Here is a 20,444-nt window from a genome sequence, read left to right on the forward strand (position 1 = left end):
AAGGTTGCCGCTATGGCATACGACGCCCCCGGCTGACGGCGACCCGCAGTACGTCGTCCAGCGACTCCACGGCCCGGATGAGCGCGAAGCGGATCGCGCGTTCACCGGCGCCGGGGTCGGCGAGGACGGCCTTGGCGCCGGCCACCACCTGCTCGCCCGAGCCGAGTTGGGCCGCTTCGATGTCGTCGGCGAGCCGGGAGAGGGTGCTGTGGTCGCTGTCGGCGCTGAGATAGCAGGGGTTGCCGTCGGGGGTGGTCCAGGGGAGAAGCCGGAGTTCATGGCCGCTCACCGGGAGATCGCCTCCGGGCGGACGGGCTGCGGGGCGGCGTCGATTCCGTAGGCGGCGACCCAGAGGACGCGCCGACGGTGCAGGATCCGCTCACGCTCACAGGGGCAGATGTGGGCGGGGCGCCGGGGCTGTACGGCCAACGGCCTTTTTTCGGCCGGAGGTTGGGGCGGGACAGCCCGATGTCGTCCCCGGGTCGGCAGCAGTACTCGTACGAGTGGAGTCAGTAGCGATCCGATGAGCCGGGCGGTACGTTCGCGCATGTCGGCGGTCTCTCCTTCAGGGCACGCGTCGGCCACGCCCCCGAGCCGAGTGCCATCGGCTGCGGGGGTTTGTCATGGCGGACAGGTCTGACGAGCGGTGATCACCGTTCGTGTCCCGATGGTCACAGGCGGGACGTACGCTGCGGAAGGGGTTCGGTGTTGTCTGGCGCGCAGGCAACGGTGAGGAGTGACGTGGGCGAGAAGGTTGACGTCGAGCCGGTTTCCGGGCGGGCGATGCTGGGGCAGACGCTCAGGGTTCTGCGGGAGAAGGCCGGGAAGTCACTGGCGCAGTTGGCCGACGAGACCGGCTACGAGAAGAGCTACCTGAGCCGGCTGGAGTCCGGGGACCGGGTGTCCAAGGTGACGGTCATGGAGGACCTGGACGGGTACTACGGCACCGGTGACCTGCTGTTGAGCCATTGGAAGGCTGCTCGGCTGGACGCGTTCAAGGACCGGTACAAGGAGTACATGGCGCTGGAGGCAACGGCACGGATCATGTGGGTGTTCTCGCCGGGGATTCCAGGTCTTCTGCAGACCGAGGAGTTCGCCCGGGGGGTGTTGTCTGGGGCTCAGACAACGGCTGACGGCGACGAGGTCGTCGAGGAGCAAGTGGCGGCTCGGCTGGGACGGCAGTACCTGCTGAGGCAGAAGCCGGAGCCGGAAGTCCGGCTCATCATGGACGAGTTCGCGCTTCGACGGCCTGCTGCCGGCGGCAAGACCTGGCACGACGAGCTGCTCCATCTTGAGGCTGCGGCTCTGTGGCCCAACATGACGCTCCAGGTACTGCCGTTCTCGGCAGGAGCGCACCACCATATGGTCGGGTCGTTGACCCTGCTCTGGCAGAGGGACGGAAGTGCCGTTGCCTACAAGGAGGGCAACGGGTGCAGCCGCTTGATCGAGGATCAGGACGAGGTTCTGCGGCAGCGATTGTCCTACGATCGGCTGCGCGACCTGGCGCTGTCCCCGTCGGATTCGTCGGCGTTCATCAGGGACGTACTGGAGGAGCACAGATCATGACGCGCACCCCCGATCTCAGCACGGCCGCGTGGCGCAAGTCGAGCTACAGCGAGGGGGGCGCCAATGACTGCCTCGAGGTCTCCGACGACCACCCCGGCATAGTCCCTGTCCGGGACAGCAAGCGCCCGGACGGCGGCAGTCTGATCTTCTCGGCATCGTCCTGGTCCGCGTTCACGGCGGGCGTCAAGCGTGGGGCGGATCTGCACGCCGTCGGGTGATGGGGCGTGAAACCGGGACGCACGTGGGTTCGGGCGGTCACGGTGATCCCATGGCAGAGATCACGACCACCAACGCTTCGGCGGATACACCCCGGCATCTGAGAGGTACCGCTCCGGGCCGGCTGTCTCCGGCGGAGCCGCTTCGCGGACGATCCGCGCCGGGATGGTGAGCGCGACTATGGTCGTAGACACGGCGCGTCGAAGGAGGGCATCGATCATGACTGCTCACGCTGCGGAAACCGATCCGGTCATCCCCCCCATGCCCGAGCGGACCCCGAGGGCGCTGCGCAGGGCCATCGCCCAGCACACTCCCGAGCTTCTGCCGGATTTCGACGCGCACTGGAAGAGGGCGATCGCCGACGCCTACAACCTGGGGCCGGTGCCTGCGTTCCTGGCCTTCTGGTGGGGTGAGTACGCCCTCGCCCGTGACCCCGAGCTGGACAAGCACGTTCGGGATCTTGAACACCGAGCCGCGTACGAGTGCACGGACACCGCCGAGGCAAAAGCTCTCCTTGAGGAGGCGGCGAAGATTCACCACCGGGTCCGAGAACTGGAGCCCGGCGAGTGACCGATGGGTTCATGGGGCCGCCATGGCAAGCGGACTGGCGGATCGATGCTCTCGCCAACTTCGAGGCACTGCCCGATCACGTTCGTGAGATCGCCCTCGCAGCGCGCGCTGAACTGGTCACGGCGAAGGACCCGTATTTCCGAGGCATCGATGCTGATGCCGGACTTCCCGAGGGCATGTGGGTCGTGCCGGTCCGGTCCAGTGATCCCACGGGCCGCCACGCCTGCTTCTTCGACGACGGAAACGGATGGCTGAAGTATGGCTTCGTCCGCCGAACCGAAGATCCGCAGATCGTGGTCGAAGAGGTCTTCTGGCAAGAAGGAGACCCGCTTACAGGGACGCCGGTGGAGCCGTAGGTGCCCCCGGCAGTCGTACCGTCGCCACCGTGCCGCCGCCGTCCGCGTGGGAGAGGGTGACCTGGCCGCCGGCCTGCTCGATCGTGCGGGCCACGATGGACAGGCCCAGGCCGGAGCCGGGCAGCGCTCGGGCTGATGGCGAGCGCCAGAAGCGGTCGAAGACGTAGGGGAGTTCCTCGGCGGGGATGCCGGGGCCGTGGTCGCGGACGGTCAGGACGCCGTCGTGCAGGGCGACCTCGATCGTGCCGGCCTCGGGGCTGAACTTCACCGCGTTGTCGAGGATGTTGACCACCGCGCGTTCCAGGGCCGCCGGTTCCGCCCGGACGTACCAGGGCTGGATGTCGGCGGTGATCGTCAGCTCGGGCCCGCGGAGCCGGGCCCGGCGCAGGGCCGCCTCGACCGTGTCCTCCAGCGAGATCACCTGGACCCGCTCACCGCGCTGCCCCTCCGAGCGGGACAGCTCCTGCAGATCGCCGATGAGCGCCGCGAGTTCGGTCATCTGCGCCTTCACCGACGCCAGCAGGGCCTTGCGGTCCGCCTCTGGGATGGGCCGGCCCGTCTCCTCGCTGCGGGTGAGGAGCTCGATGTTCGTGCGCAACGACGTCAGCGGCGTACGGAGCTCGTGGCCCGCGTCCGCGATGAGTTGCTGCTGCAGCTCGCGGGAGCTCGCCAACGCCGAGGTCATGGAGTTGAAGGAACGGGAGAGCCGGGCCACCTCGTCCTCGGCCTCGTCCTCCACCGGGATACGGATGTTCAGGTCCTCGGTACGGGCGACGTGCTCCACGGCCTCGGTGAGCTTGTCGACGGGGCGCAGCCCTGCGCGTGCCACGGCGAGCCCGGCGGCCCCTGCCCCCAGGACTCCTACGCCGGAGACGAGGAGGAGGATGAGGGCCAGCTCGTTGAGGGTCTTCTGCGTGCTCTTCAGGGACACGGCCACGACGAGCCCGACGTTCGGACCGTCCTCCCCGGAAGGGGTGGCGGTGCCGCCGAGCGGTCGGGTGAGGACGCGGACGTCGGTGCCGTCCCCGGCTGTGCCGTTGCGGAAGTAGACCTTGTCCGTGTGGCCGTCCTTGATGGCGGTCTTGTCCCCCGAGGTGACTTGTACCGTTGCGGCGGAGTCCTGAAGGATGCAGACGGTGCCGTCCTCCTGGACCAGCTGGGAGTAGGTGTTCCGGAAGACGCCGGTGCCGTACGGGGTCTCGGTGCAGTTGGTGAGCGCGTCCTGCAGCTGGCCGGGCATCCTCATCGACGCCTTCTTGAGATCGTCGTCGACCTGGTCGTACAACTTCCCCTGCACAATGAACCAACAGGTAACCGAAACCGCCGCCACCGCGAACGCCACCGCCGCTGCCACCAGCAGCGCCAGTCGGGACCGGATCGGCAGGGAGCGGAAGCGGCGTAGCACCTTGCTCACTCGGCGCCGCCCTGGCGCAGCACATACCCCACGCCCCGCACTGTGTGCACGAGCCGCGGCTCGCCGCCCGCCTCGGTCTTGCGGCGCAGATACATGACGTACACGTCCAGCGAGTTCGACGAGGGCTCGAAGTCGAAGCCCCACACGGCCTTCAGGATCTGCTCGCGCGTCAGCACCTGGCGCGGATGCGCCATGAACATCTCCAGCAGCGTGAACTCGGTACGGGTCAGCTCCACCGGCCGCCCGCTGCGCGTGACCTCCCGCGTCGCGAGGTCCATGCGCAGGTCGGCGAAGCTCAGCGCCTCGTCCTCGTCGACCGCCCCCGCCCCGGCCGCCGCCGCGTACGAACTGCGTCGCAGCAGCGCGCGGACCCGGGCGAACAGCTCGTCCAGTTCGAACGGCTTGACGAGGTAGTCGTCGGCGCCGGCGTCGAGCCCGGTGACGCGGTCGCCGACCGTGTCGCGGGCCGTCAGCATCAGGATCGGCGTGGTGTCGCCCGCGCCGCGGATGCGGCGGGCAGCCGTCAGGCCGTCCATGCGGGGCATCTGGATGTCGAGGACGACGAGGTCGGGCCGGTAGGCGGCCGCCTTCTCCAACGCGTCCGCGCCGTCGACCGCGACCTCCGTGCCGTACCCCTCGAAGGCGAGGCTGCGCTGAAGTGCTTCGCGTACCGCCGGCTCGTCGTCGACGATCAGGATGCGCTGGGGGTCACGGTCGCCATCGGCGGGACTCATGGGCTCGGATCCTTGAGGAGAGAGGGGAGAAGAGGGCTGGACTGCGCTTTCAGCGTCGCACGTCCTCAGCCTCGTACGGTACGGCGGCGGCTGCGGCCCGCGGAGGTACGGCGGCCCGCGCTCGGAGGGGCGGTCGCCAGCTCCGGCGCCCGGGAAGGAGCCGTCGGCGGGTTCAGGGCGCCGGCGATGGCGAGGGCCAGGGCGAACTCGGTGGCCCCGGCGCCCGCCGAGGAATGCTCCACCTGCGTGATCATGACGTACTCCTTCAGCTCTGCGAGCCGTCCCGCAGCTTCGCCAGGTCGGCCTTGACGGTGTTGATCGGGATGGCGAAGCCGAGGCCCACGCTGCCCGCGTCGGAGGAGCCCGAGCCGGCCGCCGAGTACATCGCCGAGTTGATGCCGATGATGTTGCCGTTCATGTCGATCAGCGCGCCGCCGGAGTTGCCGGGGTTCAGGGACGCGTCGGTCTGGAGCGCCTTGTACGTCGTCGTGGACGAGCCGGTGTCGCCGTTGAACTGCTGGCCGCCGAACTCGAACGGCCACTGCCCGTTGCCGCCGCCGCCCTGCTGCTGGCCCTCGTCCGTGGAGACCGTGACGTCACGGTTGAGCGCGGAGACGATGCCGCTGGTGACGGTGCCGGTCAGGCCCTCGGGGGAGCCGATCGCCACGACCTCGTCGCCGACCTGGACCCCGTCGGAGTTGCCGAGGGTGGCCGCCGTCAGCCCGGAGGCGTTCTGGAGCTTGATCAGCGCCAGGTCCTTGCTGCTGTCGGTGCCGACGACGTCGGCGGTGTACGTCTTGCCGTCGCTGGTCGTCACCTTGACCTGCGTGGCGCCGGAGACGACGTGGTTGTTGGTGATGATCTCGCCGTCGCCGCTGATGATCACGCCGGAGCCGGTGGAGGAACCGGCGTTGGACTGGGCGTTGATCTCGACGATGCTCGGACTGACCGCCTTGGCGACCCCGGAGACCGTGCCCTTCTGGCTGGAGGGGACGACGTTGGCGCTGGTGGAGCTGGAGGTGGCGGCGGTGTCGTTGCCGGTGAGCTCCTGGATGCCGTAGGCCGTGCCGCCGCCGATCGCCGCGGCGACGATGGCCACGGCGGCGAGGAGGGCGACGGGCCCGCGCGGCCGGCGCCGCGACCTCGGCGGCTGGGCGACCGGCTCGGCGAGGAGAGTGGTGGGGGCTTCGCCGGCAGCGGCCCCGGGCATCGGCTGGAACGCCGGCGGGGGCGGCCACTCGGGGTTCACGGGAGAGGAGGCGTGCTGCTGGGCGCCCTGATACGGGTTCTGGTGATCGCCGCTGCGGCGGAAGCTCTCGGTCATGACAACGAGCTTGTCGCCCGACCATGAGAGCTTCCTGAGTGCCGGCTGAGAAGCCCGGCAGAAGGTCGTATGCCCGATGTAAAGACGATTCCGGCAGTTGAGGAAGGTCTCTCAGAAAGCCCTCATCGACGAGTGCTCAGACACACCCGCACGACCGCCGCGCGACCAGCCGCGACGGGAACACCTTCAGCCGCTCCCGCCGCGAACCCGCGACCCGCAGCCCGTCGTCCAGGACCAGATCCACCGCGGCCCGGGCCATCGCCGACCGGTCCGAGGCGACCGTCGTGAGCGGCGGATCCGCCAGCGCCGCTTCCTTGATGTCGTCGAACCCGGCGACGGCCAGTTCCCCCGGCACATCGATCCGCAGCTCGCGCGCCGCGCGCAACACGCCGATGGCCTGGTCGTCGGTGGAGCAGAAGATCGCCGGCGGACGCTTCGGCCCGGCCAGCAGCTCCAGCGCTATGCGGTACGCGTCGTAGCGGTTGTACGGCGCCTCGAACAGCCGCCCCTCCGTGGGGATCCGCGCCTCCGCCATCGCACGCCGCCAGCCCTCGACGTGATCGGAGACCGGGTCGCCGACCGCGGGGGTCTCCGCGGTGCCGCCCATACAGGCGACGTACTCGTAGCCGTGCTCGAGCAGGTGGCGTACGGCGAGCTGGGCGCCGCCCAGGTCGTCGGTGACGACGGCGACGTCGTCGATGGCCTCGGGCCGCTCGTGGAGCAGGACGACCCGGGCGTCCCAGGCCTCGATCTCGGCGGCGGCCAGGTCGTTCAGCGCGTGCGAGACGAGGATGAGCCCCGAGACCCGCATACCGAGGAACGCCCGCAGATAGTGGACCTCGCGCTCGCCGACGTAGTCGGAGTTGCCGACGAGGACCATCTTTCCGCGCTCGGCGGCGGCCCATTCGACCGCGTGGGCCATCTCCCCGAAGAAGGGCTGGCGCGCGTCCGGGACGATCAGGCCTATGAGATCCGTGCGCCGCGAGGCCATCGCCTGGGCGACCCGGTCGGGCCGGTAGCCCAGCTCCTTGATCGCGGCGAGAACGCGCTCGCGCGTGGCCGGGGCGACCGGCCGGGGTCCGTTGTTGATGACATAACTGACGACGGCAGTGGATGTCCCTGCCAGCCGCGCAACGTCATCGCGAGTCACCTTGGCCACGCGCGGAGTCTACGCGGATGGACCCCTTCTGGGCAGGGCGTGAAGGAGCTCCCTTGGCGCCCCGCGGTCGCTCTCCCGGTGCGAAAGGGACGCCCGGAAGCCGTGCCCGGGCGTCCGTCGCGGCTTTCTACGCCTCGGCCCGGACCTCGGTGCCCTCCCGGGCGCCCGCCTCGTCCGCATCTTCCGGCTTTGCCTGGGCCGCCTTGGCCTTCGCCTCTTCGGCGGCCCGGTCGATCTTCTCCGGCGTAACGAATCGATAACCGACGTTCCGCACGGTCCCGATCAGCGACTCGTGTTCGGGCCCGAGCTTCGCGCGCAGCCGTCGTACGTGGACGTCGACCGTCCGGGTGCCGCCGAAGTAGTCGTAGCCCCAGACCTCCTGGAGCAGCTGGGCGCGGGTGAAGACGCGGCCCGGGTGCTGGGCGAGGTACTTCAGGAGCTCGAACTCCTTGAAGGTGAGGTCGAGGACCCGGCCCTTGAGCTTGGCGGAGTACGTCGCCTCGTCGACCGACAGGTCGCCGTTGCGGATCTCCATGGGGGAGTCGTCGTTGACGATCTGCTGGCGGCCCATGGCGAGCCGCAGCCGCGCCTCGACCTCGGCCGGGCCCGCGGTGTCCAGCAGGACGTCGTCGATGCCCCAGTCGGCGGTGACGGCGGCGAGGCCGCCCTCGGTCACGACGAGGACGAGCGGACAGCCGGGGCCGGTGGAGCGCAGCAGCTGGCACAGGCTGCGCACCTGGGGGAGGTCGCGGCGGCCGTCGACGAGGATGACGTCGGCGCCCGGGGTGTCGACGAGGGCGGGTCCTTCAGCCGGGGCGACCCGCACGTTGTGCAGGAGCAGGCCGAGTGCGGGGAGCACCTCCGTCGACGGCTGGAGGGCATTGGTCAGGAGCAGCAGAGAACTCATACGTCTGGTTCCTCCTCGGTCCCTGCGAGGACGTGGGCGGTACGGATCTGCTCTGCGATCCCGAAGGCCCCGTACACCTGCGGTTTCCCGCTTCGTATACAACGCTTCCGAAAGCACAAAAGGACCCGGGGGCTGCGCTGCCCGAGTCCTCTGTCCAGCAGAATAGCCGACATGGGCGCTGGCACGGCAGGTCATGTGGCACGATCTACGGTTCGTCCGAACTCTGAGACGACCAGACGTACACCTATGCGGACGTTTCTGCACACCGACGACGGGGTGACGATCGATTCCGTATACGACCCGGCGGTGGTCGTATACGACGCCTCCCGTCCATCTGCCGGTGACCTGGCGTTCGTCGTCGCCCACGGCTTCACCGGCGACGTCGACAAGCCCCATGTGCGACGGGTGGCGGAGGCCCTCGCCCCGCACGGTGCCGTCGTCACCTTCTCCTTCCGCGGCCACGGCGCGTCGGGCGGGCGCTCCACGGTCGGGGACCGCGAGGTGCTCGACCTGGCCGCCGCGGTGCGCTGGGCCCGCGAGCTCGGGCACACGCGCGTGGCGACCGTCGGCTTCTCCATGGGCGGCTCGGTGGTGCTGCGGCACGCGGCGCTGTACGGCCGTTCGGGTGTGGGCGACGCGGAGATCGGGTCGTCGGGCCGGGACGGGGCGGGCACGGACGCGGTGGTGTCGGTGAGCGCACCGGCGCGCTGGTACTACCGCGGCACACCCCGGATGCGCCGGCTGCACTGGCTGGTGACCCGTCCCGAGGGGCGTCTGGTGAGCCGCTACGGATTGCGCACCCGGATCCATCACCGCGGCTGGGACCCGGTGCCGATGTCCCCGGTGCAGGCGGTCCCGCACATCGCCCCGACGCCGCTGCTGATCGTGCACGGCGACATCGACGGCTACTTCCCCCTCGACCACCCCCGCATGCTGGCCGACGCGGCCGGTGACCACGGCGAACTCTGGCTGGAGCCCGGCATGGGGCACGCCGAGCACGCGGCCGCCGACGACCTGCTGGCCCGGATCGGGGACTGGGCCGCCGGCCGGGCGGGCTAGCCTGGTCGCTGCTCACCGGCCGGCGCTTCCCGGCGGTGATCACGTCGATCGATTGAGGAACCAGATGGCAAAGGTCACGGTGCGCTACTGGGCCGCCGCGAAGGCCGCCGCCCAGGTCGCCGAGGAACCGTACGACGCGGACACGCTCGCCGAGGCGCTCGACGCGGTGCGTGCGCGACACCCCGGGGAACTGACGCGCGTACTGCGGCGATGCTCGTTCCTCATCGACGGTGACCCCGTGGGCACCCGCGGACATGAGACGGTACGGCTGGCCGACGGCGGCACGGTCGAGGTGCTCCCGCCGTTCGCAGGAGGGTGAGATGACCAACCAGCCGTATGACGGCGACCACGAGGGCTACGACCCGTACCGGCGGCAGGCGCCGCAGGGGTGGCCGGCCCAGCAGCAGCCGTACGAGGATCCGCAGGCGGCCCAGCAGTACACGCAGCAGTGGCAGGGGCAGACCTGGGAGACCCAGGTGCACCAGCCGGTGACGCCGGCCCCGGCGGAGGAGACGGCCTATCTGCCGTCGCAGAACGCCACCGCGGGGCCGTACGCGGGGTACCAGGACGCCGGGCAGTACCAGGGCGCCGACCAGCAGGGCGCGTACGCGTCCGGCTATCAGACGGGCGGCTGGGACGGCACGGGCCAGGCACACGCCGGGCAGCAGCACGCCCACCCCGGGCAGCAGCACGGCGGGCAGCAACAGCATGGTGGGCAGCAACAGCACGTCCAGGCCCAGCAGCACCTCCACGCTCAGCAGCACGCGCAGGCTCAGCCGCACATGCAGGCACAGCCGCAGCCGCAGGCGCCTCATTCCGGCTCCGACGCCGGGCAGGGCGACCAGGACGGCTACGGCCCCGCGACCCTCGCCGGGAACTCCCGGATCACCGACGCCCAGCGGGCCCGGCAGGAGGGCCGTTCCCCGATCATCGAGCCGGGCATGCAGCCGGCCGGGCTCACGGCCCTGCTCGGGCTGCTGCTCGCGGGGGCGGCGGCGATCGGGTCGTACGCCCTGCTCGTGCCCCTGGTCGCCCTCCAGGCGGTGACGGCGGCCGGCTGGTTCCGGCTGAACGGCATGTGGCCCGCCCGGCAGGGCATCGCGCTCGCCTTCGCGGGAGCGGTCACGGCGGACATCGCGCTGCTCGCCTCCGACCACGCGCCCGCGGCCATCCTCGGCACGCTCGGCGTCTGGGTGCTGCTGACCCTGGTCCTCCAGCTCCGCTCGCACGCCGACCCGGACGAGCGGATGTACGGCCTGATGGCGACGGTGGCCTCGGCGGCCCTGTCGATCGTCGCGGCCGGATACCTCGCGGCCGAGGCGGACGCGGTGACCGTCGGCGCGGTGGCGGTCGCCGTCGCGGTCGCGGTCCGCGCGCTGCCGTTGCCGACGCCGGCGTCCGTGGCGGCCGCGCTGCTCGCGGGCGTGGGCGCCGGGGCCGTCGTCGGCGCGATGACCGGGGTCGGGTCCGGCGGGGCACTGCTCGGCGGGGGCGCGGCGCTCTGCGCGCTCATCGGGCACCGCGCGGCCAGTTACGACTACCCGTCGCGCTTCGTCCACTTCACGGCGGGCGTCGCCCTGCCGCTGGCCGCCGCGGCGCCCGCGGTGTACGTCCTCGGGCGGGCGCTGGGCTGAGACGCAAGGGCCCGGCCTGTCACAGGTGATCGACAATCTCCGGGCCGGGCCGCACCCCAGGGTTACCCTCGCGCTGGACGGCCACCCGGTCGTCCGTGACCGTCGTCGTCCGTCACCCATGTGGTCGACGACCGCTCAGGTGGGGGGAACACCACAACATGCGCGCCCTGCGGATACTGCTCATAGTCGTCGTGATCCTGGGCGGCCTCTTCGTGCTGGCCGACCGGCTCGCCGTCGGGTTCGCCGAGGACGAGGTCGCCGAGAAGGTCAGGACCCGCGAGAACCTCGCCGCGACCCCGGACGTGTCCATCAAGGGCTTCCCGTTCCTCACCCAGGTCGCGAGCGGCTCGCTGGACGACGTGGAGCTCGGCATGCAGGGCTTCGAGGCCACCGCGGGCGCCGAGGGCAAGTCGATCCGGATCGACGATCTCAAGGCGAACATGAAGGGCGTCGAGTTCTCGGGCGACTACAGCTCCGCCACCGCCGCGACCGCCACCGGCACCGCGTCCGTGAGCTACGCCGAACTGCTGAAGACCGCCAAGTCCGAGCCCACCCAGGTCGCCCCCGGCGTCACCGCCAGCGTCGTCGGCCTGTCCGACGGCGGCAACGGCAAGATCAAGGTCGCCGTCGAGGCCACCGTGCTCGGCACCAAGCTGCCCGAGCCGGTCTACGTCCTCAGCTCGGTCACCGCCCAGGGCGACACCGTGCGGGTGAAGGCCGACACCCTGCCGAACTTCGGCGGCGCCGAGATCGCCGAGAGCCGCGCCCGTGCGATCACCGACTTCGAGCAGAAGATCGACGGGCTGCCCGGCGGTATCCAGCTCGACAGCGTCCAGGCGGCGAAGGACGGCGTCGAGATCACGGTGAAGGGTTCGAACGTCCGCCTCGCCGGGTAGTACGCCGGGCGGTGGCGGTGGACGTACACCGTCCAATTGGCGAGACGGCGTCGTCCGTACCGTAGATGTGACGCGCGACGCAGGCGGCCGGAAGCCGTGCGGGGGCAGTCCTCACGGCTTCTCAATCCCATATTCCGGACGATCGTGTCTCAGAATACGACACACCGGTGACACGCCTGCCTGTCGCTCCCTACGATCGAGGCCATGAAGCGACAGGCGGATCTCACGAAGCGGCGGGCAGTAGACCTCTGCCGCGTTGCCGCCATGCTCTGTCGCCCCTTCTGAGCGGAAGCTCCGACTTCCGCGTTTCCCCCCGCCCTGACCAGGGCACAGGTGCGCCGTCTCGGCATGAGCCCGCGCATCCCCTCGCACTCGCACGCCCCGCCGCAACTGCCCCGGAGGAGAAAGAGCATGAGCCGCAGCGACGTCCTCGTCGACGCCGACTGGGTCCAGGACAACCTGGACAACGCCGACATCGCGATCGTGGAGGTGGACGAAGACACGTCCGCCTACGAGAAGAACCACATCAAGAACGCGATCCGCATCGACTGGACCAAGGACCTGCAGGACCCGGTCCGCCGCGACTTCATCGACCAGGAGGGCTTCGAGAAGCTCCTGTCGGCGAAGGGCATCGCCAACGACACGCTGGTGATCCTCTACGGCGGCAACAACAACTGGTTCGCGTCCTACGCCTACTGGTACTTCAAGCTCTACGGCCACGAGAACGTCAAGCTTCTCGACGGCGGCCGCAAGAAGTGGGAGCTGGACGCCCGCGAGCTGGTCGAGGAGGTCCCGGAGCGCGCCGAGACCGTCTACAAGGCCAGGCCGCAGAACACCGCCATCCGCGCCTTCCGCGACGACGTCGTGGCGGCCATCGGTTCGCAGAACCTGGTCGACGTCCGTTCGCCCGACGAGTTCTCCGGCAAGCTGCTCGCCCCGGCCCACCTGCCGCAGGAGCAGTCGCAGCGTCCGGGCCACGTCCCGAGCGCCCGCAACATCCCGTGGTCGAAGAACGCCAACGACGACGGCACCTTCAAGTCGGACGACGAGCTCAAGGAGCTCTACGCCGAGGAGCAGGTCGACCTGGCGAAGGACACCATCGCCTACTGCCGCATCGGTGAGCGCTCCGCGCTGACCTGGTTCGTGCTGCACGAGCTGCTCGGCGTGGAGAACGTCAAGAACTACGACGGCTCCTGGACCGAGTACGGCTCCCTCGTCGGCGTGCCGATCGAGCTCGGCGCCAACAAGTAACCCAGCCCCGCAAGCAAACCCGACCGGCCTTCCTTCCGGTCAGACCCCAATCTGGAGAAAGACATGTGTGGAGCGAAGGCCGGCGGCCCCGACGCCTCGACGATCAAGCCCGGTGAGACCACCATCCAGGGTCAGGTGACCAAGGACGGCGAGCCCGTGGTCGGCTACGTCCGACTGCTGGACTCGACCGGCGAGTTCACCGCGGAGGTCCCCACCTCCGCCACGGGCCAGTTCCGCTTCTACGCGGCGGAGGGCACCTGGACCGTCCGCGCCCTGGTCCCCGGCGCCACCGCCGACCGCACGGTCGTCGCGCAGCACGGTGGCCTCGCGGAGGTCGCGATCGCGGTCTGACGCGACTCGGGTCCTGAAGGGCCGCATCCCAAGGGTTGGACGCCGGGGATGCGGCCCTTCGGCATCCCCGCGGCCGCTCGGCCACGGGCCTACCCTGGACGTATGTACGCGCGGCGACGGCATCTCTACTTCGCCATGATGGGGACGTGCATCGCCCTCTTCGTCCTGGCGTGGGGCGTCGTGCGCCTGTGGTCGATCCCGGTGGCCGTGGGCATGTGCGTGGTCGCCATGGTCATCCCGCCGCTCGCCGCGATGGTCGCCAACCGGCGGGGGCCGGAGGACCGCTGGTGGGACGACCCCTCCGGCGACCCGAAGTCCGACGAGTGGTGGGACGAGCTGGACGGCAAGAAGCGGCCCCACCCGTAGCGGCCGTCTCAGTAGACGAGCGCCTGCGTCCCGTCCGCCATCGCCTCCTGCACGAAGACCTGCGCGCCCGCGATACGGACGCCCTCGATCACGTCCTTCTCCGTGATGTCCCGGCGGGCCGCGCACTGGGTGCACAGCGTGAGCCGGCCGGCCGCGAGGACGGAGTCGATGAGATCCGGGAGCGGAGCCGCGTGCGGCAGCTCGAACTCGGCGGCCCGGCCCGGGAGGGCGAACCAGGCGGACTCGCCGGTCAGCCACAGGGATACGTCCACGCCACTGGCCACGGCCACCGCCGCGACCGTGAACGCCTGTGAGCAGCGTTCGGGGGCATCGGCCCCCGCCGTCACCTTGATCACCAGCTTCTTCGACATGGCCGAATCGTAATCAACCCCCTTACAACCCAGGGCATTACCCGTGGGTCTCCTGTGCGCAACGCATACGGAATGCGTGCTTCACGTTCTGTGGGGGGACGTCTTGGATGTACCCGAAGAAGTAGGAGAGGCGGGAGAAGCGCCCGACGCGCCGGTTGTACCGGTTGCGCCCGCCGCGCCGGCCGCCGAGGACACGACCGGGAGCGCGGAGGGTCCCGGTCCGTCCGAGGAGCCCGCCGCTGCCCGGCCCCGCCGGCGCGGGCGTACGGCATTGCTGCTCGCCGCTGCCGTCGTGCTCGGGCTCGTCGGCGGGGCCTGCGGCGGCTATCTCGTGCAGGCCGACCGCGAGCCCACGAAGCTGCCGCCCCTGTCCCAGCCCGTGGTCGAGCAGGCCAAGGGCGAGGCCGAGCCGCTGTCGGCCGCCGTGGACCGGCGGCTGAGGACCGACGGAGACCTGCGCAAGCTGCTGCTCCCGCGGCCCAAGGGCACCCGGGACGCCGTCTTCGAGACCGGCGACGGCTGGCTGGACCTCGCCGATCTGGCGGAGAACTACGAGGAACCGGACGAGGTCTTCGGCGACCTCATCACCGACGAGTTCCGCCGCGGCGCGGTCACCGGCTGGCGCGCGGGCAGTACGACCAGCGTCGAGATCCAGCTGCTGCAGTTCCGCCAGGAGCAGGCCCTGGCCGCCGTCACCCACGCGGATGACGGCCACTACTGGGCCGAGGAGAAGTCGAACACCCGCAGCTGGACCATCCCCGGCACGGGCGACGGCCAGGCGTATGTGCACGACAGCCCCGAGCGGGAGGCCGGCTACCTCCCGATGTACTCGGCCGAGGCGCATGCCTGGCGCGGTGACATCGCGATGGACATCTGGATCTACGACACCAAGCCGATCTCCAAGCAGAAGATCATGGATCTCGCCGAGCGGCAGATGGGACGGCTGTGAGCGAGTCATCTGAGAACCCAGAGGACGTGCAGAACCCCGAGACCGCCGAGGTCGTCCAGGACCAGGAGAGCGTGCAGAGCTCGTCGGCCCCGGCCCGCCGGCGTCCGCGCGCCCGGCGTATCGCTGCCGTCGCCGGGACCGTCCTGCTGCTCGGCGCGGTCGTCGCCGGGGCCGGCTACACCGTTGTCACAGTCCAGGACGCCGACCGGGACGCGGGCCTGCCGACGTGGAAGTTCCCCAAGCCGGCCGCGGCGGACGACAAGGCCGAGAAGTCCGACAAGGCGGCCTCCGGGCTGCGCGGGCTGCTGCTGCCGTATCAGGAGAAGGGCTACACCCCGGGCCCCGACCTCGGCGAGTTCGGCTCGGACGCCGAGCTCAGCGGCCGTCAGGCATCCGAGCTGCGCAAGGAGTCCCTGAAGGAGCTGCCCCGCAAGGAGCGCCGCCAGCTGGAGAGGGAGCTCGACAAGAAGCCCATCGAGGGCATGGCCATGCGCAGCTACTACAAGGCGGACGGTCAGGCGATCTACGACAAGAAAGCCTTCTTCGCCAGCGTGGTACTGGCCCGCATGGAGAGCCGTGCCGCCGCAAAGGACGTCGCGGCCGGCCAGAACGAGTTCCTCTCCGACCTCGGCCTCTTCCGCAAGGGCCCGAAGCTGGACGGCCACAAGAACGCCAAGTGCTTCCTGACGCCCAAGGGCCTCGACGAGAAGCTCGACCGCGTGTACTGCGCGGGCTGGTCCGGAGACGTGCTGATCAGCGTGACCGCGTCCGGTGTGAGGCCGCTCGACCTGACCAGCATCGGGCTGTTCGTCACCGCCCAGCTCGACCGCATCGACGACCCGGGGAAGGCCGTATGACCGAGCAGCAGCCCATCACGACGGCGCCCTCGGCGGACGTACCGCCGATGCCCGAGGCGCCGCCTGCGGTGGCCGTGGAACCCCCCGTGGCGGTCGTGGAACCCCCGGTGAAGAAGGACCGCCGCGTCCTGCGGGCCGTCCTGCGCTGGACGGCGGCCGTCGTCGTCCTCGCGGCCGTCGGCTCGTCCACCGCGTACGGCATCACACGGATGGAGCGCACCGACGTACCCGGTCTCGCGACCGAGGCGGACGGCCGCTGGACGTACCCGGAGATCACCAAGCCGCCGCTGCCCTCCGGCAGCCCCGCCCCGTTCGCCGAGGCCAACCCGGCGTCCGTGCACCACGCCGACCTGCGTGCGCTGCTGCTGCCGGCGCCGAAGGGGGCCAAGGCCGACAAGGCGCTCGCCGGGCGTGACGGCTGGCTGGCGAAGAAGGACTTCCTGTCGGTGTACGGGTCGAAGGAGGACCGCGACGACCTCGGCCAGGTGCTCACGGACCACGGCCTGCGGCACGTCGCCGCCCGCGGCTGGACCGCCCAGGACGGCACCCGCACCCGGATCTACCTGCTGCAGTTCGACTCCGGCCAGGTCGCCGACGTCCTCCAGCAGGACCACCTGACCAGCTACGACTCGCCCAATCACGCCCTGCGCGGCGCCGCCGAGGTGCACACGGACGAGGAGTTCCCGAGCGAGGCGGTGGTCATGAACGTGCGGCACTACTCCTACACCGAGTCCAAGCCGTACGGCGCCGAGCAGGTCCGGCAGGCCTACCTGGTGTCGGGCGACGTCGTGGGCCTGGTGGTGCAGTCCCGCAAGGGCGGTGCGGCGGCCGTACCGTTCCAGCAGACGGTGATCCTGCAGAGCCAGCTGCTGGACTGACCCCGCGAGGGCGTACCTCACAAGGAGGGCCGGTCCCCGGCCGCGTAAGCTGGGGCCCGGCCCTGTACGTACCGCTCAACCTCCGCTCATCGAGGAGCACCCCGTGGAGATCTTCTTCGAAGCCCTGCTGGCCCTGGTCTGCGTCGGCGTCCTCGCCTTCGCCGGCCTGACCGTGAAGAAGCTGTACCAGGGCCAGCGCTGACCCACGTCTAGGAAACGCCCCTCATGATCGAGATTCCGTCCGACCTCCACAAGGACCTCGTCCCGCTCGCCTTCCTGCTCGGCAACTGGGCCGGCGCCGGCGTGCACGACTTCCCGGGCTCCGAGAAGTGCAACTTCGGGCAGGAGGTCGCCTTCACCCACGACGGCCGTGACTTCCTGGAGTACCAGTCCCACACCTGGGTGCTGGACAACGACGGGAACAAGGTCCGTCCCCTGGAGTCCGAGCACGGCTTCTGGCGCATCGACGCCGACCGCAAGGTCGAGGTGACGATGGTCCGCGACGACGGCGTCGTCGAGATCTGGTACGGCGAGCTCGCCGACAAGAAGCCCCAGATCGACCTGGTCACGGACGCCGTGGCCCGCACGGCCGCCTCCGGCCCCTACAGCGGCGGCAAGCGGCTGTACGGCTACGTCAAGAGCGACCTGATGTGGGTCGGCGAGAAGCAGACCCCCGAGGTCGAGCTGCGCCCGTACATGTCGGCCCACCTGAAGAAGGTCGTCACCCCGGAGGACGTCGAGCGCTGGGCCAAGGCCCTGCCGGACGACATGCCGGACGACGGCATCGCCTTCTTCAAGTAGTTCCGAAAGCAGTTTTGACGAGTGGTCCTAGACTTCCAGTGTGGTGAGCACCGACTGGAAGAGCGACCTCAGGCAGCGTGGCTACCGGCTGACGCCTCAGCGTCAGCTTGTCCTGGAAGCCGTGGACACCCTTGAGCATGCGACCCCCGACGACATCCTCGTGGAAGTGAGGAAGACGGCGTCGGGGGTCAACATTTCCACCGTGTACCGGACCCTGGAGCTCCTGGAGGAGCTCGGTCTCGTCAGCCACGCCCACCTCGGGCACGGCGCGCCGACGTACCACCTCGCGGACCGCCACCACCACATCCACCTGGTCTGCCGCGACTGCACGAACGTGATCGAGGCCGATGTGTCGGTGGCCGCCGAGTTCACGGCCAAGCTGCGCCGCGAGTTCGGCTTCGACACCGACATGAAGCACTTCGCGATCTTCGGCCGGTGCAAGGACTGCGCGCACAAGGGCGCGAACGGCAAGACTTCAACTACCGAGTCGTAGGCTTGTCCCCATGAAGAGCCCCCTGCTGACCCTGCCCGGCGCCGTCCCTGCCGAGGGCGTGGACGAAGGTGTCGCCGCCCACTACGGCGATCTGTTCCGCGAGCAGCGCGCCCTCGCCGACGGCACCGGCTTCGTCGACCTGTCGCACCGCGGGGTCGTCGCCGTCACCGGCGACGACCGGCTGACCTGGCTGCACCTGCTGCTCACCCAGCACGTCAGCGAGCTGCCCACGGGCGAGGCCACCGAGGCGCTGATCCTCTCCGCGCACGGCCACATCGAGCACGCGCTGTATCTGGTCGACGACGGTACGACCACCTGGGCCCATGTCGAGCCCGGCACCCAGGAGGCGCTGATCGCCTACCTGGAGTCGATGAAGTTCTTCTACCAGGTCGAAGTCACCGACCGTACGGACGACTTCGCGATCGTGCACCTGCCCGCCGGATCCATCGCCGAGGTGCCCGAGGGCGTCGTCGTGCGCGAGACGGCGTACGGCCGTGACCTGTTCCTGCCGCGGGCCGACCTGGAGTCCTACGCCGAGAAGGCGGGCCCGGCGGCCGGCATCCTCGCCCACGAGGCCCTGCGCGTCGAGCAGCACCGCCCGCGCCTGGGCTTCGAGACCGACCACCGCACGATCCCGCACGAGCTGGGCTGGATCGGCACGGCGGTGCATCTCCAGAAGGGCTGCTACCGCGGCCAGGAGACCGTCGCCCGCGTCCAGAACCTCGGCAAGCCCCCGCGCCGCCTGGTCTTCCTGCACCTGGACGGCAGCGAGGTCCACCTGCCGACCCCCGGCACCGAGATCCACCTCGCGGACGAGGGCCCCGACGGCCGCAAGATCGGCTTCATCACGACGTCCGTACGACACCACGAGCTCGGCCCGGTCGCGCTGGCGCTGGTGAAGCGGAACGTCGCACTCGACGCACGGCTGGTGGCGGGAGACACAGCAGCAGCCCAGGAAGCCGTCGTCGAGCCGTAGTCCGGACCCTCTGGGTCCTCAGATCTCCACAAGCACGGTGAACGGGCCGTCGTTCGTCAGGGACACCCGCATCTTGGCGCCGAACCGGCCCGTCGCCACCGTGGCGCCCAGGGCGCGCAGTTGGGCGACGACCTCGTCGACGAGCGGCTCGGCGACATCGCCAGGGGCGGCCGCGTTCCAGGTGGGCCGGCGGCCCTTGCGGGCGTCGCCGTACAGGGTGAACTGGCTGATGACGAGGAGCGGGGCGTCGATGTCGCTGCACGACTTCTCGTCGTCCAGCATGCGGATCGACCAGAGTTTGCGGGCGAGTTGGGCCGCCTTCTCCTTAGTGTCCTCGTGCGTGACGCCGACGAGCACGCACAGGCCCTCGCCGGTGATCTCCCCGACCGTCTCGCCGTCCACGACGACACTCGCGCCGTCCACCCTCTGCACCACAGCTCGCATGGCGCCATCATGCCGTGTGCACGGACGTGCCTCATAAGGGGCTTCTTTTTTGCTCCTTAACCCCCCATCTGGGGCTGTTCATGCGCACTCGGTCACATAGGTGCCACTTGTGATGGCACCATGCTCCTCACACGCCGGTCGAGGGGACGGTAGAGGCACATGAGCACACCGAGTACCGAGCAACCGCCCGGGGCTGTCGCACTGACCCACGCGGCCCGGCTGGACGGTCTGCGGCCGCCCACACAGCGCACCGCCGACGATCCGGGCCCCGGCCCGCACACACGGCCGGCCGTGGAGCCGACCGAGCACGACCTGACCGTGCTCAGTCTGCCCGAACTGCGCACGCTGCGGCGGTACGCCCAGCGCGACGAGGCGGACCTGAGTTATGTACGACGGCTGTTGCAGGGGCGGATCGACATTCTGCGGGCCGAGCTGGCGTGGCGCTCCCCAGCGGGCGCGGCGTCCGTCGTGGACCGCCTCCCGGAGATCCTCACCGACGCCCCGGCCCGCCAGCGCTCCTCCGCCCGGCACGTGACGCTGGGGACTCCGCAGAGCGAGGAGTACCGGCGGCTGGCGGCCGAGATGCTGTCCGAGGTGGAGCTGTCCGACCTCCAGGCCCGCACGGACGCCGAGCTGAACACGGCGATGGGGCGCCTCGTGCGCTACGAGCAGGAGGTGTCGGGCCGCCGCCAGCTCCTGCAGCGGACGGCGGACGAGTGCAGCACGGAGATCGCCCGCCGGTACCGGGACGGCGAGGCGCAGGTGGACGACCTGCTGACGTAGCCGGGGCGGCGGGTCGCAGCGGGTCGGCGGTCGCGGAAACTCATCCACAGGCTGTGGAAAATTTCGCCGGATCGGGTGGGTGACGTGAC

Annotated in this window: 29 protein-coding genes; 19 read left to right on the forward strand and 10 right to left on the reverse strand. The window is 70.2% G+C overall.

Features of this window, described 5'->3' with window-relative positions; translation table 11 throughout:
- Nucleotides 1–10: 10 nt before the first annotated feature.
- Both CP983_RS22940 and CP983_RS44775 read right to left on the reverse strand, forming a co-directional pair.
- Nucleotides 11–289 (reverse strand): hypothetical protein, encoded by a 279-nt coding sequence (locus CP983_RS22940; RefSeq protein WP_150501474.1) that lies wholly within the window; start codon nt 287–289, stop codon nt 11–13.
- Nucleotides 286–429, reverse strand: coding sequence for a hypothetical protein (locus tag CP983_RS44775; protein WP_229914802.1), 144 nt, complete (start codon nt 427–429; stop codon nt 286–288). The genes CP983_RS22940 and CP983_RS44775 overlap by 4 nt, the downstream gene beginning before the upstream one ends.
- A 312-nt stretch (nt 430–741) precedes the next feature.
- Between CP983_RS44775 and CP983_RS22950 the strand changes: the two genes are divergently transcribed.
- From CP983_RS22950 to CP983_RS22965, 4 genes are all read left to right on the forward strand, one after another.
- Nucleotides 742–1,566, forward strand: a complete 825-nt coding sequence (locus CP983_RS22950; RefSeq protein WP_229914801.1) for a helix-turn-helix domain-containing protein — start codon at nt 742–744, stop codon at nt 1,564–1,566.
- Nucleotides 1,563–1,784, forward strand: a complete 222-nt coding sequence (locus CP983_RS22955; protein ID WP_150501478.1) for a DUF397 domain-containing protein — start codon at nt 1,563–1,565, stop codon at nt 1,782–1,784. Before CP983_RS22950 ends, CP983_RS22955 begins: the two co-directional genes overlap by 4 nt.
- 217 nt (nt 1,785–2,001) lie before the next feature.
- Nucleotides 2,002–2,352, forward strand: coding sequence for a DUF6247 family protein (locus tag CP983_RS22960; RefSeq protein ID WP_150501479.1), 351 nt, complete (start codon nt 2,002–2,004; stop codon nt 2,350–2,352).
- The gene (locus CP983_RS22965) at nt 2,349–2,708 is read left to right on the forward strand and encodes a hypothetical protein (protein WP_150501481.1); all 360 of its coding nucleotides are present in this window, start codon (nt 2,349–2,351) and stop codon (nt 2,706–2,708) included. Before CP983_RS22960 ends, CP983_RS22965 begins: the two co-directional genes overlap by 4 nt.
- Here CP983_RS22965 and CP983_RS22970 read toward each other — a convergent pair.
- From CP983_RS22970 to CP983_RS22995, 6 genes are all read right to left on the reverse strand, one after another.
- The gene (locus CP983_RS22970) at nt 2,683–4,122 is read right to left on the reverse strand and encodes a HAMP domain-containing sensor histidine kinase (RefSeq protein ID WP_150501483.1); all 1,440 of its coding nucleotides are present in this window, start codon (nt 4,120–4,122) and stop codon (nt 2,683–2,685) included. The two genes, CP983_RS22965 and CP983_RS22970, sit on opposite strands and share 26 nt — an antisense overlap.
- Complete coding sequence (locus CP983_RS22975; RefSeq protein WP_150501485.1) at nt 4,119–4,856, reverse strand: response regulator transcription factor; 738 nt, start codon at nt 4,854–4,856, stop codon at nt 4,119–4,121. Before CP983_RS22975 ends, CP983_RS22970 begins: the two co-directional genes overlap by 4 nt.
- Before the next feature lie 65 nt (nt 4,857–4,921).
- The gene (locus CP983_RS22980) at nt 4,922–5,110 is read right to left on the reverse strand and encodes a hypothetical protein (protein ID WP_150501487.1); all 189 of its coding nucleotides are present in this window, start codon (nt 5,108–5,110) and stop codon (nt 4,922–4,924) included.
- Nucleotides 5,111–5,121: 11 nt separating this feature from the next.
- Complete coding sequence (locus CP983_RS22985; RefSeq protein WP_150501489.1) at nt 5,122–6,180, reverse strand: S1C family serine protease; 1,059 nt, start codon at nt 6,178–6,180, stop codon at nt 5,122–5,124.
- 136 nt (nt 6,181–6,316) lie between these two features.
- A complete protein-coding gene (locus CP983_RS22990) occupies nt 6,317–7,339 on the reverse strand; it encodes a LacI family DNA-binding transcriptional regulator (protein WP_150501491.1) in 1,023 nt (340 codons plus the stop codon).
- Nucleotides 7,340–7,466: 127 nt separating this feature from the next.
- Entirely contained in the window at nt 7,467–8,246 is a 780-nt protein-coding gene (locus tag CP983_RS22995; RefSeq protein ID WP_107906164.1) for a winged helix-turn-helix transcriptional regulator, read from the reverse strand.
- Nucleotides 8,247–8,492: 246 nt separating this feature from the next.
- Between CP983_RS22995 and CP983_RS23000 the strand changes: the two genes are divergently transcribed.
- From CP983_RS23000 to CP983_RS23035, 8 genes are all read left to right on the forward strand, one after another.
- A complete protein-coding gene (locus CP983_RS23000; RefSeq protein ID WP_229914800.1) occupies nt 8,493–9,305 on the forward strand; it encodes an alpha/beta hydrolase in 813 nt (270 codons plus the stop codon).
- A gap of 64 nt (nt 9,306–9,369) precedes the next feature.
- On the forward strand, nt 9,370–9,624 hold the full coding sequence (locus CP983_RS23005; RefSeq protein ID WP_107906162.1) for a MoaD/ThiS family protein: 255 nt from the start codon (nt 9,370–9,372) through the stop codon (nt 9,622–9,624).
- Nucleotide 9,625: 1 nt separating this feature from the next.
- On the forward strand, nt 9,626–10,939 hold the full coding sequence (locus CP983_RS23010) for a hypothetical protein (RefSeq protein ID WP_150501495.1): 1,314 nt from the start codon (nt 9,626–9,628) through the stop codon (nt 10,937–10,939).
- Between the two features lie 158 nt (nt 10,940–11,097).
- Entirely contained in the window at nt 11,098–11,835 is a 738-nt protein-coding gene (locus tag CP983_RS23015) for an LmeA family phospholipid-binding protein (protein WP_107906160.1), read from the forward strand.
- 204 nt (nt 11,836–12,039) lie between these two features.
- Entirely contained in the window at nt 12,040–12,120 is an 81-nt protein-coding gene (locus CP983_RS45220; RefSeq protein ID WP_350751515.1) for an Ms5788A family Cys-rich leader peptide, read from the forward strand.
- A 126-nt stretch (nt 12,121–12,246) separates the two neighbouring features.
- Nucleotides 12,247–13,086 (forward strand): sulfurtransferase, encoded by an 840-nt coding sequence (locus CP983_RS23025; protein WP_150501496.1) that lies wholly within the window; start codon nt 12,247–12,249, stop codon nt 13,084–13,086.
- A 63-nt stretch (nt 13,087–13,149) separates the two neighbouring features.
- Complete coding sequence (locus CP983_RS23030; RefSeq protein ID WP_030957144.1) at nt 13,150–13,437, forward strand: DUF1416 domain-containing protein; 288 nt, start codon at nt 13,150–13,152, stop codon at nt 13,435–13,437.
- A 102-nt stretch (nt 13,438–13,539) separates the two neighbouring features.
- Complete coding sequence (locus CP983_RS23035) at nt 13,540–13,803, forward strand: DUF3099 domain-containing protein (protein ID WP_030957146.1); 264 nt, start codon at nt 13,540–13,542, stop codon at nt 13,801–13,803.
- A gap of 8 nt (nt 13,804–13,811) precedes the next feature.
- Here the strand turns inward: CP983_RS23035 and CP983_RS23040 are convergent, their stop codons facing one another.
- Nucleotides 13,812–14,174: a DsrE family protein gene (locus CP983_RS23040; RefSeq protein ID WP_107906158.1), complete on the reverse strand. Its 363-nt coding sequence runs from the start codon at nt 14,172–14,174 to the stop codon at nt 13,812–13,814.
- Between the two features lie 103 nt (nt 14,175–14,277).
- Between CP983_RS23040 and CP983_RS23045 the strand changes: the two genes are divergently transcribed.
- The 6 genes from CP983_RS23045 (at nt 14,278) to ygfZ (ending at nt 19,128) form a co-directional block, all read left to right on the forward strand.
- Nucleotides 14,278–15,123 (forward strand): hypothetical protein, encoded by an 846-nt coding sequence (locus CP983_RS23045; protein WP_229914799.1) that lies wholly within the window; start codon nt 14,278–14,280, stop codon nt 15,121–15,123.
- Nucleotides 15,120–15,980, forward strand: coding sequence for a hypothetical protein (locus CP983_RS23050; protein WP_229914798.1), 861 nt, complete (start codon nt 15,120–15,122; stop codon nt 15,978–15,980). Before CP983_RS23045 ends, CP983_RS23050 begins: the two co-directional genes overlap by 4 nt.
- Nucleotides 15,977–16,858 (forward strand): hypothetical protein, encoded by an 882-nt coding sequence (locus CP983_RS23055; RefSeq protein WP_150501498.1) that lies wholly within the window; start codon nt 15,977–15,979, stop codon nt 16,856–16,858. The genes CP983_RS23050 and CP983_RS23055 overlap by 4 nt, the downstream gene beginning before the upstream one ends.
- 225 nt (nt 16,859–17,083) lie before the next feature.
- A complete protein-coding gene (locus CP983_RS23065; RefSeq protein ID WP_030953851.1) occupies nt 17,084–17,659 on the forward strand; it encodes a heme-binding beta-barrel domain-containing protein in 576 nt (191 codons plus the stop codon).
- Nucleotides 17,660–17,699: 40 nt separating this feature from the next.
- Nucleotides 17,700–18,152: a Fur family transcriptional regulator gene (locus tag CP983_RS23070; protein ID WP_107906156.1), complete on the forward strand. Its 453-nt coding sequence runs from the start codon at nt 17,700–17,702 to the stop codon at nt 18,150–18,152.
- A gap of 10 nt (nt 18,153–18,162) precedes the next feature.
- Complete coding sequence (ygfZ, locus tag CP983_RS23075; RefSeq protein ID WP_107906155.1) at nt 18,163–19,128, forward strand: CAF17-like 4Fe-4S cluster assembly/insertion protein YgfZ; 966 nt, start codon at nt 18,163–18,165, stop codon at nt 19,126–19,128.
- An 18-nt stretch (nt 19,129–19,146) separates the two neighbouring features.
- Here the strand turns inward: ygfZ and dtd are convergent, their stop codons facing one another.
- Nucleotides 19,147–19,572, reverse strand: a complete 426-nt coding sequence (gene dtd / locus CP983_RS23080; RefSeq protein ID WP_030953855.1) for a D-aminoacyl-tRNA deacylase — start codon at nt 19,570–19,572, stop codon at nt 19,147–19,149.
- A 159-nt stretch (nt 19,573–19,731) separates the two neighbouring features.
- On the opposite strand from dtd, the gene CP983_RS23085 reads away from it, so the two are divergent.
- Complete coding sequence (locus CP983_RS23085) at nt 19,732–20,355, forward strand: RsiG family protein (RefSeq protein WP_107906152.1); 624 nt, start codon at nt 19,732–19,734, stop codon at nt 20,353–20,355.
- The last annotated feature ends 89 nt before the right edge of the window (nt 20,356–20,444 follow it).

Origin of the sequence: Streptomyces chartreusis (assembly GCF_008704715.1) — a bacterium.
GTDB classification, from domain to species: domain Bacteria; phylum Actinomycetota; class Actinomycetes; order Streptomycetales; family Streptomycetaceae; genus Streptomyces; species Streptomyces chartreusis.